The organism is Clostridium kluyveri DSM 555, assembly GCF_000016505.1.
GTDB lineage: Bacteria > Bacillota > Clostridia > Clostridiales > Clostridiaceae > Clostridium_B > Clostridium_B kluyveri.
The window spans coordinates 1,817,814-1,836,401 of sequence record NC_009706.1 but is presented as its reverse complement, the minus strand read 5'-3'; the positions used below and the strand labels follow the sequence as shown (position 1 = coordinate 1,836,401).

At 30.2% G+C, this 18,588-nt stretch carries 9 protein-coding genes; 8 read left to right on the top strand and 1 reads right to left on the bottom strand.

Translation table 11 applies throughout. The features are described from left to right. Nucleotides 1–46 precede the first annotated feature (46 nt). The gene (locus CKL_RS08530; RefSeq protein WP_041700793.1) at nt 47–235 is read left to right on the top strand and encodes a hypothetical protein; all 189 of its coding nucleotides are present in this window, start codon (nt 47–49) and stop codon (nt 233–235) included. Nucleotides 236–538: 303 nt separating this feature from the next. Then, nucleotides 539–682: a hypothetical protein gene (locus CKL_RS20660; RefSeq protein WP_155814021.1), complete on the top strand. Its 144-nt coding sequence runs from the start codon at nt 539–541 to the stop codon at nt 680–682. A 340-nt stretch (nt 683–1,022) separates the two neighbouring features. On the opposite strand, the gene CKL_RS08525 is transcribed toward CKL_RS20660, so the two are convergent. After that, nucleotides 1,023–1,709, bottom strand: a complete 687-nt coding sequence (locus tag CKL_RS08525) for a 4'-phosphopantetheinyl transferase family protein (RefSeq protein WP_012102128.1) — start codon at nt 1,707–1,709, stop codon at nt 1,023–1,025. Between the two features lie 1,201 nt (nt 1,710–2,910). On the opposite strand from CKL_RS08525, the gene CKL_RS08520 reads away from it, so the two are divergent. The 6 genes from CKL_RS08520 (at nt 2,911) to CKL_RS08495 (ending at nt 18,305) form a co-directional block, all read left to right on the top strand. Further along, nucleotides 2,911–3,627, top strand: coding sequence for a thioesterase II family protein (locus CKL_RS08520; RefSeq protein WP_012102127.1), 717 nt, complete (start codon nt 2,911–2,913; stop codon nt 3,625–3,627). Between the two features lie 19 nt (nt 3,628–3,646). Further along, nucleotides 3,647–5,707 carry a non-ribosomal peptide synthetase gene (locus CKL_RS08515; RefSeq protein ID WP_012102126.1) on the top strand — a complete coding sequence of 687 codons (2,061 nt, stop codon included), beginning with the start codon at nt 3,647–3,649 and terminating at the stop codon, nt 5,705–5,707. Between the two features lie 13 nt (nt 5,708–5,720). Next, nucleotides 5,721–11,726, top strand: coding sequence for a non-ribosomal peptide synthetase (locus CKL_RS08510; RefSeq protein ID WP_012102125.1), 6,006 nt, complete (start codon nt 5,721–5,723; stop codon nt 11,724–11,726). Nucleotides 11,727–11,811: 85 nt separating this feature from the next. Further along, nucleotides 11,812–13,086, top strand: coding sequence for an ACP S-malonyltransferase (gene fabD / locus CKL_RS08505; RefSeq protein ID WP_012102124.1), 1,275 nt, complete (start codon nt 11,812–11,814; stop codon nt 13,084–13,086). A gap of 30 nt (nt 13,087–13,116) precedes the next feature. Beyond that, nucleotides 13,117–16,146 carry a type I polyketide synthase gene (locus tag CKL_RS08500; protein ID WP_012102123.1) on the top strand — a complete coding sequence of 1,010 codons (3,030 nt, stop codon included), beginning with the start codon at nt 13,117–13,119 and terminating at the stop codon, nt 16,144–16,146. Further along, the gene (locus CKL_RS08495; protein WP_012102122.1) at nt 16,143–18,305 is read left to right on the top strand and encodes an SDR family NAD(P)-dependent oxidoreductase; all 2,163 of its coding nucleotides are present in this window, start codon (nt 16,143–16,145) and stop codon (nt 18,303–18,305) included. Before CKL_RS08500 ends, CKL_RS08495 begins: the two co-directional genes overlap by 4 nt. The last annotated feature ends 283 nt before the right edge of the window (nt 18,306–18,588 follow it).

Sequence of the window (18,588 nt, the reverse complement as noted above, 5' to 3'; positions counted from 1 at the left end):
GTTAAACAAAGTATAAAAAATAGAGATAGAAGATTCATAGTGTACTATGAGTTCTATCTCATTTCCTAGTATAGTTAATGGCAAGGCTGCTGGTATTACCCCATCTAGAAGAAATATAAAAGGTTATAAATCTAAAGAAATATATAACTGCGATAAAAGTGTGGAGGAACTGTTTGGTGAAGAAAAAGAATTCTTGTTGTCTAAAATGCCATTATATGAAACTGCCAGAATTTAAGATTGTAGAGCAAACAAATGTTTTGTTGCTATGATAGATTCCTGCTATTATTCGGTAAGATATATTCATCAAGGATATTAATTTATAATAACGGTAAAAAATTGATGATCATAAAAAATATCAGGGTTTAACAGATGAAGTATAAATATAAATCATTATATTTATACACTTATGAAAAAACCAAAGGTGCTAGTTAGCAGCACAGTTTTTTCTCAATTAAATTAAAAGTTAAAAGATATATACAACATTTATTTTTCTAATGAAGAACATGATTTTATAACTTAATATAGTTGGCAGGATCATATGGATCTATCCAAAGGGGAGTGCTCCATTAAAGAACTGAAAAATATATGCCCTACTAATATTTCCATAGATAAAATAGAGTCTATTTGTGCAAAAAAGATGATGAAAGTGCCATTTACATTGAAGACTATAATTCAGATATAGTACAGAATTCTATAAGTGTGCTTGACCATTACATACTACAAGAATCCACAGTCATTGCAATTATATATCATCAAGCGAATTTGAAAAGTATATGAAAAAGCCAAGAAACTTAATGTGTCTATTGCAAGTTAAAATACAGAAATGATTTGGCATTTTCTAATTTTAATTTGTACTTTTTCTTGACGTAGCACCAAGCCGACAGCAGCATAAAAAATCAAATAACAAGTTGATTTACAAAAAAGTTAGAAACAACAAGTTTGGATTGTCTAATTTATTGAGTAAAGAACACTATCTTTGTTTCTACATATAGTCCATATATCTTATAAAATACGTTATTACTTTAGCTTAATGTTTCTAATAAATCATAAACAGTTACTTCATTTATTTCACTACAGAAATTGTTACTTAATGAACAAACTGAAGAAATATGAAGATTATCAATATAATATTTTTTGAAATAACATAAGTTCAATTTGTTATTGGTAATAATGGAAATTTCATCGTTTTTTATGTCGATGGAAAAAGAATTTAAAGGTAATGATAGACCTCTGCCATCGGCTTTAACATAACTTTCTTTTAATGTCCACATCAAATAAAAGTATCTTTTCTGATTTTTTATATCTTGATTCATAAGATTGATATATTCTTCTTTTGTAAAGAATGTTTTGGCTATATCAAAATCTATAGATTTAATATATTCAACATCTATACCCACAGGGTTGTTTGCTACAGCACAAACAACCCATCTGCCAGAATGAGATGTATTAAAATACAAGCTATTTGGTTTAATTAGAAAGGGCTTATTATAAGAATTTACATTAAATTTAAGTTCATCATTTTTATAGTTGCTTATTTTGCATATAGCATATCGAGAAAGTAAAGCTCCAAACAAACATCTTAGGGAATCTTGTTGAAACATAAATTTTTTTATTCGTTCTCTTTTATTTTTAGAAACTAGTTTCATAAGTGAATATAGTAATTTTTTGTTTGAAAATGTTTTAATTTGAATTCCATAAATATGTACCATAAATAGCTCCTTATTTCTGTTAGTTCTATGTAACTTTTTTATCAATAATAATGGGTTAAATACCTAAAATAGAGTTTATTTTTTATGTTTTCCGTATCTTGTGAAAAATATTTATTAAGTTATTTTATCATTGCAAGATTATGTATACAAGACTATAAAAGTTAATAACCACAATAATCGTACTTTTCTTATACATTTAAATAAGTTATAGTAAATAATGTTGTATTAATTTATCAAGTTACATTTTTTAGAAGTACATTATAATAAAAATCTATTTTTTCGTTATTATAATTTATAGTTAAAAATCTGTTTGGATAAAATTCGACAATATTTTCAAAAAAAAACAAAGGTGTAAAGTATTGACATTGTTTGTTGCGAGAGTTAAAATTAATATTGCAAGCAATTGAAGTTATATCTATAAGTGAAGTAGTGAGATATTATAGGCAAATGTCAGATTTTAATGTATATATGATGAGGTCAAATCCCTTGGTTTTCAGCCGAAACCTTTAAGGTTAACTTAGGATTTAGTTTGTTTAAAAACTAACAATGAAGAAATAATACAGGGATTGGTGCAATTAGCCTAAACTTTAGTCTAGGATCTTAAACTCGGAAGGTAATGTTTGTTTTTAAATAAAGAGATAATTTTTAGGAAATCTATATGTTAAAATTTTGTCAATATTAATGATAAAGTAAAACCCATAAATCATATAAGTTCTTGGTGGAAGCACATGATTTATGGGGCAATAAAAATAACTTGATGTTACTTTTACTAGTATTTATTATATCAACAAAAGTGAAGAGTGTAAATAATAAACATAATTTTTTATGGTTTAGTAATTTGAAAAATTTTATAAGAATTATTTATAATCAATTCCATATTTAGAGATCTATTACTTTTGGATTTCTAAAGTTTTACTAATAAAATTTTTATTATAGTTTTTATAACTATGGGTTGTTCAATAATTAAATTTAAAGTATAAAAAGGGCTACAAAATATCTTTTTGGGATTAGAATCAGTATTTATATGCTTAGGGAAAATGGTTATTCAACAATCTAAACTATATAATCTAGAATGACACATAGCTAATTCCCAAAAAACTCTTAAGGAACTCTTAAGGTTATTTATAAAAATTTTTATAGACATTTATTGTGATTCATAACCTTAATAAAATATACAATTATACATTAGTGGGGGATGATAATGAGAAAAACAAGACTTTTTTGTATTCCGTATGCAGGTGGTTCAGCAATAATTTATACAAGATGGAAAAAGTATTTGAATAGTTCCATTGAACTTTGCCCCATAGAATTAGCTGGTAGAGGAATAAGGAGTAGTGAACCTCCGTTTAGTGATTTAAAGCAGGTTGTTGAGGATGTATATTCCCAAATATACTATCAGATCAATGGGGGCCCATATGTGCTATTTGGGCACAGTATGGGAAGCTTAATTGTTTTCGAATTATATCATAAAATTAAAAATCAGAATAGAAGTACTCCATTACATATATTTTTCTCTGGAAGAAACGCACCCAATATTAATAAAAATACTGAATTTTATAAAATGTCAGATATAGATTTTAAAAAAGAAATATTAAAATATAATGCCATACCAGACATAGTATTTGATAATGAAATCATATATAGATATTTTATGCCAATATTAAGAGCAGATTACAGGGTTATAGATAGTTATAAATATATACCTAAAAAAATGAAAATAAGTTGTCAAGTAACTGTGTTGAACGGGTTAGATGATGTAGATATAAAATTCAGTGAGCTTGATAAATGGAATGATCTTGTACAAGAAGAATGTACTTTTTGTAATTTTAGTGGAGGACATTTTTTTATTAATGAGAGAATGAAAGAAGTTGTGGAAGTAATTAATGATACTATTTACAAAAATACACAAAATCAATAATTATATGAGGGGGAAAAAAGTGAATAATTTAGTGGATATGTTTATTAACATAAGTAACAATGAAGATAAATCGATAACCTTTATTGATGATGATAATAAAGAAGAGATTATATCATTTAGAAATTTATATATAATGGCACATCATTTATTATATCAATTACAAAAAATGGGTATAAGTCAAAATGATGAACTAATATTCCAAATACAAGATAACAAAAAGTGTATTATGTTTTTCTGGGCTTGTATATTAGGACGAATTATTCCAGTACATGTTACTAGTGGTAATAATCATGAGCAAAAATTAAATCTTTTCAGAATATGGAAACAATTAAATAATCCTTATTTGATTACAGATCGAGATACTTTATTAAATCTTGAAAATTATGCAGTTATGCATGAGTGTTTAGAAAATATAAATGATATTAAAAAAAGAACTTTTACTTTAGAAGAAATAAGCGTAGACGGTCATGATGGTGTTATAAAAAAAAGTAAGGCTAATGATATAGCGTTTATACAATTTTCTTCTGGTTCAACAGGTGAACCCAAAGGGGCTCCAATTACGCATGCTAATGTAATAGCCAATATAGATGATATTATAGAACGAACTCAAATAACCTCAAAGGATTCATTTTTTAGTTGGATGCCATTAAATCATAATATGGGTATGATTGGATTTCATGTCTTGCCTCTTAGAGCAAATCTTAATCACTGTATTATGTCGACAGATTTATTCTTACAAAAACCAGTTCAATGGATTGATGAAGTTAATAAACGTAGATCTACATATATTGTTTCCCCAAATTTTGGATATAGATATTTTCTATCACATTTTAAGCGTAGCAAAGCGATTAAATGGGAATTATCATGTGTACGTCTAATTTTGAACGGTGCAGAACCAATTGATGCTTCATTGATTCAAGAGTTTATGGATGCATTAGCTGTTTATGGACTTCGCAGAACAAGTATGTATCCAGCATATGGAATGACTGAGGCAACTTTAGGCATTTCATATCCTCCAATTAATGAGGATATGAAAGTGTTGAGTATTGATCGAAATCAAATAATCACAGGAAAACATGTAAATTTTATTAATACTGAAATGAGTATAATGAAAGCAATTAGTTTTGTGGATGTAGGATCCCCATTATCTAACTGCTCGGTGCAAATTGTTGATAATGGGAGGAGTGTTCTAGGAGAGAATACTATAGGAAATATTTATATCAAAGGAAAGAATGTGATCAAGGGATATTATAATAACCAAGGTGCTACTTCCGAAGCAATCAACGAGGAAGGGTGGTTGAATACAGGAGATTTGGGTTTTATGCACAATGGACGTTTGGTTATCACCGGAAGAGCAAAAGATATAGTTTTTATTAATGGGTGTAATTACTATCCACACGATATAGAGAGAATTGTAGAACAAGTAGATGGCGTTGGATCAGGAAGGGTTGCTGCATGTGGTATATATAATAAAGAAATGCATAGAGAAGAAGTGATTATTTTTGTTCTGACTGACGTTAATTTGGAGAAATTTACACTATTAACTTTCAAAATCAAACAACATGTAATGAAGTGTATGGGGTTAAATATTAAGGATGTATTACCTGTTAGAGAATTTCCTCGAACGGATAGTGGGAAAATTCAACGATATAAAATTGCAGAAATCTATAAACTAGGTAAGTTTGAAGGGGTATCTCGTAGGATGAATATGTTGTCAGAAGAATTTACGAATAATAGAAAGATTAAATGTGCAGATACTGTTGTTGAAAGAACTGTATTATCAATTTGCAAAAGTATTTTAGGAAAATCTAAAATAGACATTCATGATAATTTAATAGAAATGGGTATGGATTCAATTCTAATTGCAAAAACATGTAAAGAGTTGAATGGATGCTTCCAAAGAAAAGTATCTGTTGCACAAATTTTTGCACATCCAACTGTTTCAGAATTATCTCAATATATAAGTAATGTAAGTAAGAAAGATGAAAAACAGGAAAAACGCATAGATAAGCTTTTTGAAGGATTGGATAAAGGAGATTATACGGTTAATGAAATTATTGATATTTTAGATCAAAGATGAGGTGAATGGAAGAGTGAAAAATGTTTTTAAATACATTATAGAAAATGAAAGAGCAGGTTATCTAGACAGACAAATAGCTGTGAACCTGATTAAAATGTTAAATACTTCAGAGACTAACAGTATGAAAGATATAGCTATAATAGGAATGTCAATAAATATGCCTATGGCTCAAACTTTAAATGATTATTGGAATAATATACGAAGTGGAAAAAGGTGTGTTATTAAATTTCCAAATAACCGTAAAATGGATACAGATCAATATCTTACATGGTCTGGAATGTCAAAAAATAAGCAAAAATATATACAAGGTGCTTTCTTAAATGATATTGATAAATTTGACTATGAGTTTTTTAAACTTTCACCCAATGAAGCACGTTTGATGGATCCTGGTCAACGATTATTTCTTGAAACAGCATGGAGAGCTATTGAAGATGCAGGATATGGCATAGATAAACTTTCAGGTAGTAAAACAGGTATATATGTCGGGTACTCGACGGATTTGGAATATAATTATTTTAGGATGGTTTCAGAAGTAGAACCATCATTTACATCCATGGCGATGCTTGGAAACATTCCTTCATTCATACCGAGGAGGTTAGCATATATTTTAAATCTAAAAGGGCCTAGTATGGTTGTTGATACTGCGTGCTCTTCATCTATGGTAGCTGTTCATTTGGCATGTAAGGGCATTAGCAATGGTGAGTGTGATATGGCTATAGCGGGTGGGATTAGGATAAATTTGTTCCCACTTCAAAACAAAGTTCGTATTGGAATAGAATCTCCTAGTTTTGAAACAAGAACATTCGATAATAGTGCTGATGGGACTGCCATGGGTGAAGGTATAGTTGGATTATTATTGAAACCTTTAGATAAAGCTCTAGACGATAGAGATAGTATTTATGCTGTTATTAAAGGAAGTGCAGTAAATCAGGATGGAGTTACAGGAGGAATTACTGCACCAAATGTTGATTCTCAGACGCAAGTGATTGTTGATGCTTGGAAGGCCTCAAAAATAAATCCAGAAACAATATCCTACATTGAAGTACACGGAACAGGAACAAAATTAGGTGATTCTATTGAAATTGAAGGTATTAACAACGCTTTTGAAAAGTTTACAAATAGAAAACAATTTTGTGCTGTAAGTACACTGAAAACTAATATGGGACATTTATATGAAGCTTCAGGAATTGCTGGAATGGTAAAAGCGATTTTATCGCTAAAACATAAAGAATTACCACCTTTATTAAATTTTACAACACCTAATTATGATATCAATTTTGAGGAAACAGCTATATATATTAATGATAGATTACGTGAGTGGGAAGTAGAAGACTATCCAAGAAGGTGTGGGGTAAGTTCTTTTGCAATTAGTGGGACAAACTGTCACTTAATTCTTGAAGAAGCACCTCAATTACCTAAAAAAGTTATATGCAGAGAATCCAAATATAAAGTAATAACATTATCTGCTAAGAAGAAAGAGATATTAAAGAGATTAATTGTTGATTATTTAAAGTTTTTAAATATGGACGAATCTATGGATTTGGATAATATTTGTTTTACTGCTAATACGGGAAGGATGCATTTTGATTATAGAATTTCCCTTATCATACGGAACATAGATGAACTAAAATGTAAACTTAATAAATTATATAAAGATAAATCTCTTGAATGCACTGAGAGTGATTTATCTAAAGGATATTTTGCAACAGATAATGTAGTAAATTTAACGATAAATGAAAAAAGACAAATGAATTTTGAGGCAAATCGGAAGTTAAAAGAATATATTCTTGGAGGAAAGCAGGAATTTGATATTTTGAGTGAGGTCTGCAAGCTTTATGTGAAGGGAGCAAATGTGGATTGGAATATATTATATAATAATGAGTTACATAACAGAGTTAATCTTCCAGGGTATCCATTTGAGGATAAAAGATGTTGGATTAAGTTAGATCTGAATAGAGAAAGAGCTGGAATTACTAAAACAAACAATAAAGTAGATGTAAGAAATGTATTACCATGTCATAGCAATAAGGAACAAATTATAATCAGTGGAGATGATTTTAATTTAAAGTTACAAATAAAAAAAATATGGGAAGAAATTCTTGGATTTGAAGGTATTAATGTTAATGAAGATTTTTATAATCTTGGTGGCAATTCAATTATAGCCATGAAAATACTGAATGTAATTCATGAGCGTTTAAAAATCAATATAAAGGTTAGTGAATTATTACAACATAGAACAATTTCTGATCTTGCATTATTTTTAAGTGAGGATTTTCATAAAGATAATGGCAAGAATGTAATTCCGTATTCACCTATAGAAAAAGTAAGTAACTCCGATTATTATCCTGTCTCTTCTGCACAAAAACGAATGTTAGTTATTGATCATCTACAAAATTCGGGAATAGCTTATAATATATGTACGTATCTTGAGATCCATGGAATGATTGATATTGATAGATTAAGTAATGCATTTAAAGAAATAATAAGCAGGCATGAGATTTTAAGAACTTCTTTTGATTTTGTAGATGGTATTCCTATTCAAAGAGTGAGTAAAAGATTGTCTATTGATATTCAATGCTATACGGCTAAAGAGCATGAATTCACAAAGTTGATGAATAGATTTATAAGGCCATTTGATCTTAAAAAACTTCCACTATTTAGAGTAGGTATTATAAAGATTAGTGAAGATAAACATTTTCTTATCTTGGATATTCATCATATTATTTTCGACGGAACATCGTTGGGAATTTTAATGAGTGAACTATTCTCTCTGTATAATGGTGATAATCTGCCTGAATTAAAAATACAATATAAAGATTTTGCAGCTTGGCAAAATAATATTCTTCAACAACCATTGTTAAAAAAACAAGAATCATATTGGCTTAAGGTTTTCAGTGGACAAATACCTTTGTTAAATCTACCAACTGATAATCCCAGACCTTCAAATCGAAGTTTTAAAGGCGATTGTTACAGATTTGAACTTGAAAATACATTAGTTGAGGCATTAAAGCAATTTACTGTTCAAACTAAAACCACGTTATATATGGTTTCCCTTGCCACGTATAATTGTTTGCTGTGGAAATTAACGGGTCAAGAAGATATTGTGGTTGGAACCCCAACATCGGGAAGAATTCATAAAGATTTGGAAAACCTATTGGGAATTTTTATAAATACACTTGCGATTAGAAGCAAAATAGAAGGGAATAAAAAATTTATAGATTTTCTTAAGGAAGTGAGAAAAAATGTTCTTCTTGCATTGGAACACCAGGATTATCAGTTTGAAAATCTAATAGAAAACATTGATATACAACGTGATTTGAGTAGAAATCCTCTATTTGATACAATGTTTATTCTACAGGATAACTCTTACATAAAAGAATTTAATACAGATGAACTAACCATTATTCCTCATGTTTTTCATAATCACTTAAGTGTATATGATATCACATTTCAGGCATTTGAAAAAGATAGCGACATTAGTTTTATGATTGAGTATGACTGTGATTTATTTGAGAGAGACACAATCGAAAAATTTTCAAAGTATTTTATGAATATACTAAAAGAGGTTATGAGGAACCCAAATGTAAAGATTGAAGACATAGAAGTGTTGGATAAAATAGAACGTGAACATCTATTATATGATTTTAATAATACAGCATTAAATTATGCAAAAGAGAAAACAATTCAGGAATTATTTGAACAACAAGTAGCACGGACACCTAAAGATACAGCTGTTGTGTTTAAAAATCAAACATTGACATATAAGCAATTAAATGAAAAATCGAATCAGCTAGCAAGGTTGTTAAGAAACAATGGAGTAGGAGCTGATAATATTGTAGGAATTATGGTAGAACGTTCACCAGAAATGCTTATAGGAATTATAGGCGTGTTGAAAGCTGGAGGTGCGTATCTGCCAATTGATCCTGGATATCCAGTGGATAGAATACAGTATATGTTAGAGGACAGTAAAACTAACATATTACTTACTCAGCAAAGTCTTTTAGACAAAATAGAATTTAAGGGGGAAATCATAGATTTGTTTAGTTCGAATGCATATGCAGAAATGAGTATTACTAATCTTAGGATTTTGAATAATGCCCAAAATCTTGCATATGTCATATACACGTCAGGATCCACAGGGAAGCCCAAAGGAGTGATGTTAGAACATCAGTCTGTTAATAACTTTATAAATGGAATATCTAATATAATAAATTTTACAGCAGGAAAGATTATACTAAATCTTACTACAATATCCTTTGATATTTTTGTATTAGAAACGTTATTACCATTATGTAAGGGACTAAAGATTATAATAGCAGATGAGAATGAACAAATAGATGCTAAATTGTTAAATAATTTAATTATAAAAAATAAGGTTGATATGATGCAAGTGACACCATCAAGACTAAAGCTTTTGATGAGAGGAGGAAGTGATTTGACATGCTTTAAATATTTAAAAGATGTAATGATAGGTGGAGAAGCTTTACCAGATGAATTACTGCATCAGCTAAAACAGGTATATTACGGAAAAATATTTAATATGTATGGTCCAACAGAAGCTACTGTATGGTCAATGGTAAAAGAGTTAACGGATATAAATGAGATAAGTATAGGAAAGCCTATATCAAATACACAAATATATATTATAGATAAAAACAACAAACTTCAGCCAATAGGAGTGAGTGGTGAATTGTGTATTGGTGGTGATGGTGTTGCAAGGGGGTATTTAAACAGAAAGGATCTTACTAAGGAAAAGTTTTTTAATAATCCATATAAAGTAAATGAGAAAATATATAGAACAGGAGATTTAGCTAAATGGCAACCGGATGGAACTGTGGAATTTTTAGGCAGGATAGATAATCAAGTAAAGATAAGAGGCTACAGAATAGAATTGAGTGAGATAGAAAAATCATTAGGCACATGCAAAGGGATAAAAGAGTGCGTTGTTATATCTAGAGAAAATTCAACAGGAGATAAATATCTGATAGCATATTATGTTGCTGATATGGAAATAGGAGTTTCTAAACTTAGAGAGCATATGTTGAAAGAACTTCCAGATTACATGATACCTTCATATTTCGTGCCAATAAAATGCATGCCGTTAACTCCTAATGGAAAAATAGACAAAAAAGCACTTCCAGAGCATGATACTGGCAGAAATAGTTTGAAAATCGAGTATAAAGCACCAACAACACAAGTGGAAAAACAACTTGTAGATATATGGGAAGATGTATTGGAGAGAGAAGAAGTAGGAATAAACGATGTCTTTTTTGAATTAGGAGGCAATTCTCTACTATTGGTGCAAATGCATACGCGGATAGATAAACTATATCCGGGTAAAGTAGAAGTGGCAGATATCTTTGCATATCCAACTATCTCAAAATTAGCACAATTTATAAGTGAAGATGAAGTGAAAGGAAAGAAAAAATTAGAATTAAAAGGTATTAAGTTTCCAGAGGAATATTTTATAAATATTGATGAGGAAAATGAAGATACGATCCTGCGATTTCAAATTGATGAATGGATAGTGGAAAAAATTATAAAAGTATTACAAAATAGTAAGGTGAGAGTAGAGGATGTTTTGCTTTCCATATATATATACATGTTGCATGAAATGTGTGAGAAAGATGAAGTCATAGTTCAGGTGGCATTAGATAGTATAAATGGAATATTTCCTATAAACATTAATGTAGAAGATTTTACAGAACTAGGAGAACTCGTAGAATCTATAGAACAAATCCGTAAACAATTAAAACCATCAGAAATATATGAATTTGGCAGTATAGATATAAGAGTTGTTACAGAACAGAATCTTGTTATACCTTTGTTTACAAATAGAAAAGACATGATTGGCAAATTAATTGACGTATATGATTTCATTATGAAAGTAGAGGAAGAAGAGGATACTATGATTTTAATATTTGAATATAATGCATCAAAATTACGAAAGAGCAAAGTAGTAGAAATGTCATATGCATATATAAAATTATTAAAAAGTATAGCTATGGACACGGAGTAACACTTTACTTTATACCCGATTGCTATTTAATTTCAAAGTTTTTAAACAGAATACAAATTCATATATAGAGAGGATGGGTTAAGTTATGAAAAAAGTAGCATTATTATTTCCAGGACAAGGTTCCCAGTATATAGGTATGGGGAAGAAGTTCTATGAAGGATATCCAATAGCTAAAGAAACGTTTGAAGAAGCAAATGATGTACTAGGATTTGACATTAGAAAATTATGCTTTGAAGGTAATATGGAGAAACTTACAATGACAGAAAATACACAGCCTGCCATTTTAACAATGGGTGTGGCAATGTTCAGAGTTTATATGCAGGAAATAGGAATAGAACCGTCATATTTAGCGGGTCATAGCTTAGGAGAGATTACAGCATTATCGTGTGCTGGTGCAATACAGTTTCAAGATGCAGTAAAAATGGTACGTAACCGTGGAAAGTTTATGCAGGAAGCTACTGCATTTGGAACAGGCTCAATGGCAGCAATTAGCGGGTTGAGTTGGAAGGAGATTGAAGATGAGTGCAAGATTAAGAGAGAATGGGGAAAGTTGGTTGTCATATCAAATTACAATGCATGGGATCAAGTTGTAATATCTGGATATAAGGACGCTGTTGAAGAGGTGGCAGCAAACCTTTATGAAAAGGGAGGGGGAATTATACCTTTAAATGTGAGTGCGCCATTCCATAGTCCATTAATGAAATTAGCATCGGAAAAATTTGAAAATGAACTAACTAAATACGAATATAGCAAATTGAAATGGCCGGTAATGTCTAATATAACAGCTTTGCCTTATGAGGACAGTAGTAGAATTGTAAAGAACTTAAAGAAACAGATAGTAGAACCAGTAAAATGGCAAGCAACGATAGAATATCTGGAGAAAAATAAAGTAGAAATAGGTATCGAACTGGGACCTAAGACTGTACTTAAGAATTTAATGAAGAAAAATAGTAAACGAATAAAGGTCTATTCATATGATAAGGAAGAAGATGTACAGGTACTAAAGACGGAATTGAATATGAATAGAAACATAGGATCTATAGAAAAAGATAATAAAATGAGTGTAATAACAAGAAGTATGGCAATAGCAGTTTGTACAAAGAACAACAATTGGGATGATAAAGAATATGAAAAGGGAGTAATCCAACCATATAGAAAGGTAAAGGAAATTCAAGCAGAGATTGAGAAAGAAGAGAAAGAACCGACAATTGAACAAATGAGAGAAGCACTGAAGATGATGAGATCTGTGTTTATTACAAAAAGGACACCACAAAAAGAGCAAATTGAGAGATTTAATCAGATATTTAATGAAACTGGAACGCGTCATTTATTCTCGGATTTTATGATGCCTGCTGATTAGGAAAAGATTTGCTGAAAGAAAGGAGAGAAAATGAAGATGCAGTTAGCAGAACTAAAAAAAGTGAACTTAAGAGATGTAACAAAAGACGATTCAATTAAATTTCAAGACACTTCAAGACATGATATTGCTATTATTGGAATTAGTGGAAGATTTGCAGAGGCAGAGAATTTAAAGGAATATTGGAATATCTTAAAAAATGGCAGAGATTGTATTCGAAAATTTCCAGAAGATAGAGCCAGTGAAATAACGAATTATGTGGAACAACTATATAGTTTAGGCTTATCAAAAGAAGGGATGAAGTTCATTGAAGCCGGGTTTTTAAATCATGTGGATCAATTTGACTACAATTTTTTTGGACTTTCTCCAAGAGAAGCAAGTTTAATGGATCCAAATCAAAGAATATTTTTAGAAACTGTATGGTCAGCAATTGAGGATGCTGGATATAATAGTAAGAAAATAAGAGGAACAAAAACAGGTGTATATCTTGGATTCAGCAATGATTTCCATGACGATTATAGAAAATATGTTCAAACAATGTCTTCTGAATCTATAGGAATTTCTACTGCGGGTAATATCAAATCGATTATTGCAAGTAGAATTTCATATTTACTGGATTTCAAGGGACCAAGCCTGGTAGTTGATACGGCTTGTTCATCTGCCCTTGTTGCAGTACATTTAGCATGCCAGAGCATAAGAAAAGGAGAGTGTGATGCGGCTATTGCAGGGGGAGTAAAAGTAATTTTATTCCCGATAAGGGGAGAGGCTAGTTGGGGAATTGGTACTCAGTCATCTGATTTTAGGTGTAAGACCTTTGATAATAGTTCTGATGGGATTGGATTGGGAGAAGGGGCTGGAGTCGTAATTCTAAAACCTTTATATAAAGCTTTAAACGATGGAGATAATATACATGCCGTGATAAAAGGGAGTGCAATTAATCAAGATGGAAATTCATTAGGGTTAACCACACCAAATCCCATTGCACAGGAAGAAGTGATTATTAAAGCTTGGGAAGATTCACATGTAAATCCAGAATCAATTTCATATATTGAGGCCCATGGTACAGGTACTAAATTGGGCGATCCTATAGAAATAAGTGGAGTACAGAGGGCCTTTAAAAAGTATACAAATAAGAAACAATTTTGTGCCATTGGATCTGTCAAAACCAATGTGGGGCATTTAGATTGTTGCTCAGGAATTGCAAGTATGATGAAGGTAATATTGGCTTTAAAAAACAAGAAACTTCCACCAAGTATTTATTTTAAAACACCTAATTCAAAAATAAATTTTGAAGAGTCTCCAGTATATGTAAATGATAGATTTATTGATTGGGAATCTGATTATCCATTAAGATGTGGCATTAGCTCTTTTGGACTAAGTGGTACAAATTGCCACATTATTTTGGAAGAAGCACCTGTGATAAAGAAAAATCAAATAAATAAAACAACCCAAGGGTTAAATGTTCTTACAATTTCCGCTAAAAGTATTGAATCTTTAAAAGAATTGATTAGGCGGTATAATGAGTTTTTTAATGAAAAGTCTGATAAAATTAGTATGGATAATATTATTTATACGGCCAATGCAGGTAGAAACCATTTTAATTATCGGCTAGCAATATTATTTGATGGATTTCAAGATATTAAAAATAAACTTGCTACACTATGTTTAGTAGATTTGAATGAAAATCTTTTAAATCCTAAAGGTATATATTTCGGTGAAGTAAGATTCGTTAAAGGTGGTAGGAAAAAACACAAAAATGAACTTACAGCAGAAGAAAAGGTAGATATGACAAATAAGGCGGATGAAAAGTTAGAAATATATATGTCATGTAGAAAAAATCAGTCAGAAGTACTAGGTGAGCTGTGTAAGTTGTATACCCATGGTGCAGATATTCATTGGGAGAAAGTTTATGAAAACAAAAAAGTAACGAGAGTAAGTTTACCAACATATCCATTTTTGCAAAAAAGATGTTGGGTTAGATCCAGAGAAGACAACAAGGAAAAATTATATGTCAAAGAAACAGTTAAGAATACAAGTAAACTTGAACATCCTTTGCTAGATAAGTTATTAGTAGAATCCCTGAATATAGAAATTTATTCGACAGCATATACACCTGAAAAATATTGGGTCTTAAATGAGCATAAGGTAAATGGAAAATATGTTGTACCTGGTACTACATACTTAGAAATTGCATTAGCTACATGTCAGAAGTATTTTAAAGAAAAAAGCATTGAACTGAAAGATTTTACATTTCTTGCCCCCCTTATCGTAAATGATGGAGAATGCAAAGAAGTTCATACAATTATCAGACAGGAAGGGGAATATTATGTAGTATCTGTAGCAAGTAGAATGGATAGTGATAATGGTGAACTTTGGGTGAAATATGTAGAAGGAAAAGTTATAGGTGTTCACTCAAAGCCCGAACCAATATATGATATTGAAACATTGAAAAGGAAATTTCATTCCGAAAAAGTCATCAATTATGCTGAAATCCCCGTAAGTGCAGTTGAGATAGGCCCTAGGTGGAAAAGTCTTAAAACAGTATCTTTTGGAGATGATGGAATTTTAGCTAAAATTGAGCTACCTAGAGAATATATTGAAGATATGAATGCATATGTTATGCATCCTTCATTAATGGATGTGGCAATGAATGTACTAATCAGAAATATAGGAGAGGGACTTTACCTTCCTTGGTCTTATAAGTCGCTGAAGAGTTATACACCTTTACCTGATAAGTTTTATAGTTACATAAGGAAAAAAGGATTGCAGGAACAAGGAATGGAAGTGGTTGCGTTTGACGTAACGTTGATAGGTTTTGATGGGAAAATTATTACTGAAGTTGAAGACTATCTCGTAAAAAAAGTACATGAAGAGGATTTTAAGTTGGGAGAAATATTAAACAAACCAAATGATAGCTATGAAATTTTATGGAAACCACAGATGGTAAATACGCAGAATCAAAGCTTGAGGCATCAAAATATTTTAGTTTTAAAAGATGAACATCAAGTATGTAACTCCATAATGAGTGCTTTGAGTGATTTGTCTGCACAAAGGCCATATTGAAGAGTAAAATAACAAATAACATAGAAATTATTTCAATTGCTGATTATGGATATGAGGTAACTAAAAATGAAAGTGTAATTAAACCACATAATGCAAGTTTATATGGAATTTCCAAGGTTATTGGAAATGAGTATTCTAATTTGATATGTAAATGTATTGATATTGATGTTGATACTGAGGTTAAGGATATTCTAGCGGAATTATGTACAAAAAATCAGGTTCCAATTGTAGTGTATCGGCAAGGAGTTAGATATATTGAAGAGTTTAATATGGCTAATATGGATGATGCTCCTATAAAAGAAATAAAGATTAAACCGAATGGAGTTTATATTATTACTGGAGGTGCTGGTGGAATTGGAATGGAAATAAGTAAGTATTTAGCATCTCTTAAAAAAATCAATCTTGTATTCATTAATCGATCGTCACTACCCGAACGAAGTAAATGGCCAAAGATTTTAGAAGAAAACATGAATAATAAGGTATGCAATCGAATTAAGCATATTATGGATATAGAATGTGAAGGAACTAAAGTTATCCTTTATAGAGGTGACGTATCTAATGAAAGTGACATGAAATGGATTTTTGGCGACTTAAAAAAGAAATTTTATAAGATTGATGGAGTAATTCACTGTGCAGGTGTTGCAGGTGATGGGTTTATTATAAGAAAAGAAAAGAAGAAATTTGAGGAAGTATTACTACCTAAAACGCTAGGTACATGGTTATTAGATAAAATGACTGAAGACCAAAACCTCGATTTTTTTATTAATTTCTCATCAATTAATACACTGTATGGTATACCAGGTCAAAGCGATTATACTGCTGCAAACGCCTATTTGGATTCATTTTCTGAATATAGGAATAAAAAAAATAAGAGAACAATTACTATCAACTGGTCTGGGTGGAAAGAAACAGGAATGGCTTTTAATTTCAAAGTAGATGAAAATAAGAGCATGTTTAAAGCTCTTTCTACTGAAAAAGCAATAAAAGCTTTTGACAAAGTATTGCAGAGAGATATACGAAAAATTATAATTGGAGAATTGAACTATGGAGCTATAGATACTTTTATAAATCAGTACACAATTAGAATTTCTGACAATTTAAGGAGTTTCATTAATAAAAAATTAAGAATGAAAAAGGAGAATTATCAAAAAAATTCAAGAAAAAAAGAAGAAATTTCGGAAGTAGTTATCAAAGGTAAAGCTAAAAATGACATTAATGAATTTGATTTAAGGCTTGCACAAATTTGGGGCGAAGTATTGGGAATAACTGAGGTAGATATCAATGATGATTTTTATGACATTGGAGGAGACTCTATACTGGCTACTGATTTATTACGATATTTAGAAAAAGAGTTTAGGGATCTTGTAAATATTGTAGACGTCTTTACGTATTCAACTATTGATAAAATGTCTAAATATTTAAATACAAAAATCAATAAAAAAGGGACAGTGGACGTAGAAGAGAGAGTTAAAGAGAATAAAAATCAAGTTTTGGAAAGAATATCAAAGAGATATGAACAACCGAAAATCTATATTTTTAATGATAATAATATCGTTTTTACTGAGACAGTATCCCATAATTCGGGGGCTTCGAATTGCTACGTATGGGGTGATGGGAAAGAGTGTGTAATTATTGACCCTGGCATTGATGCTGATATAATATTAAATGCTATTCAACAGGCTAGCATGAATATAAAATATATTATTTTAACACATTGTCATATTGACCATATAATGTCAGTAAAAAAACTTATGGGAAAAACTGGTACTCAGCTTCTAGTTCCCAAAGAAGATGTTGATTTATTAAAATATATTGTTAAACCAGAACATATATTCATATCTAGGTATTTAAAAAATGATGATCAGATTAATATAGGAAATTTAAAACTTAAAGTTATTCATGTAGGAGGGCATACTAAAGGAAGTATATGTCTTAAATCTGAACAACAATTATTTACGGGCGATGTGCTATTTAAACTTTCTATTGGAAATCCCGATAAGGAATGGGGAGGAAGTTACTCTCAAATTATTGAATCTATCAAGAATAAATTATTTATGTTAAAAGATGAAATAAATATTTTTCCTGGACACGGTGAACCAACAACTGTAGGTTATGAAAAGAAAAACAATCCATTTATTAACTTGGATTATACGAAATAAATATATGAAAACTATAGGGCAAATTTTAGTATACAAATTCAATATAAAAATATAATATGACATGAGTTTAATGAAAGTTCGTATAATAAATTTTATAATATCGATACTTACATGAAATTGTATCATTTTAAAGTGTACTGAGAGTTAAGAATATGCATCTATTGTAAAAATGAAGGTTATTTATAAAAATTAAGTATATCTAAAAAAGATGATCCATTAAGATAAAATTGTTATTATATCCTATTGTGCTAGTTAAATTCTGGAACCATTGAAAAGAATGACT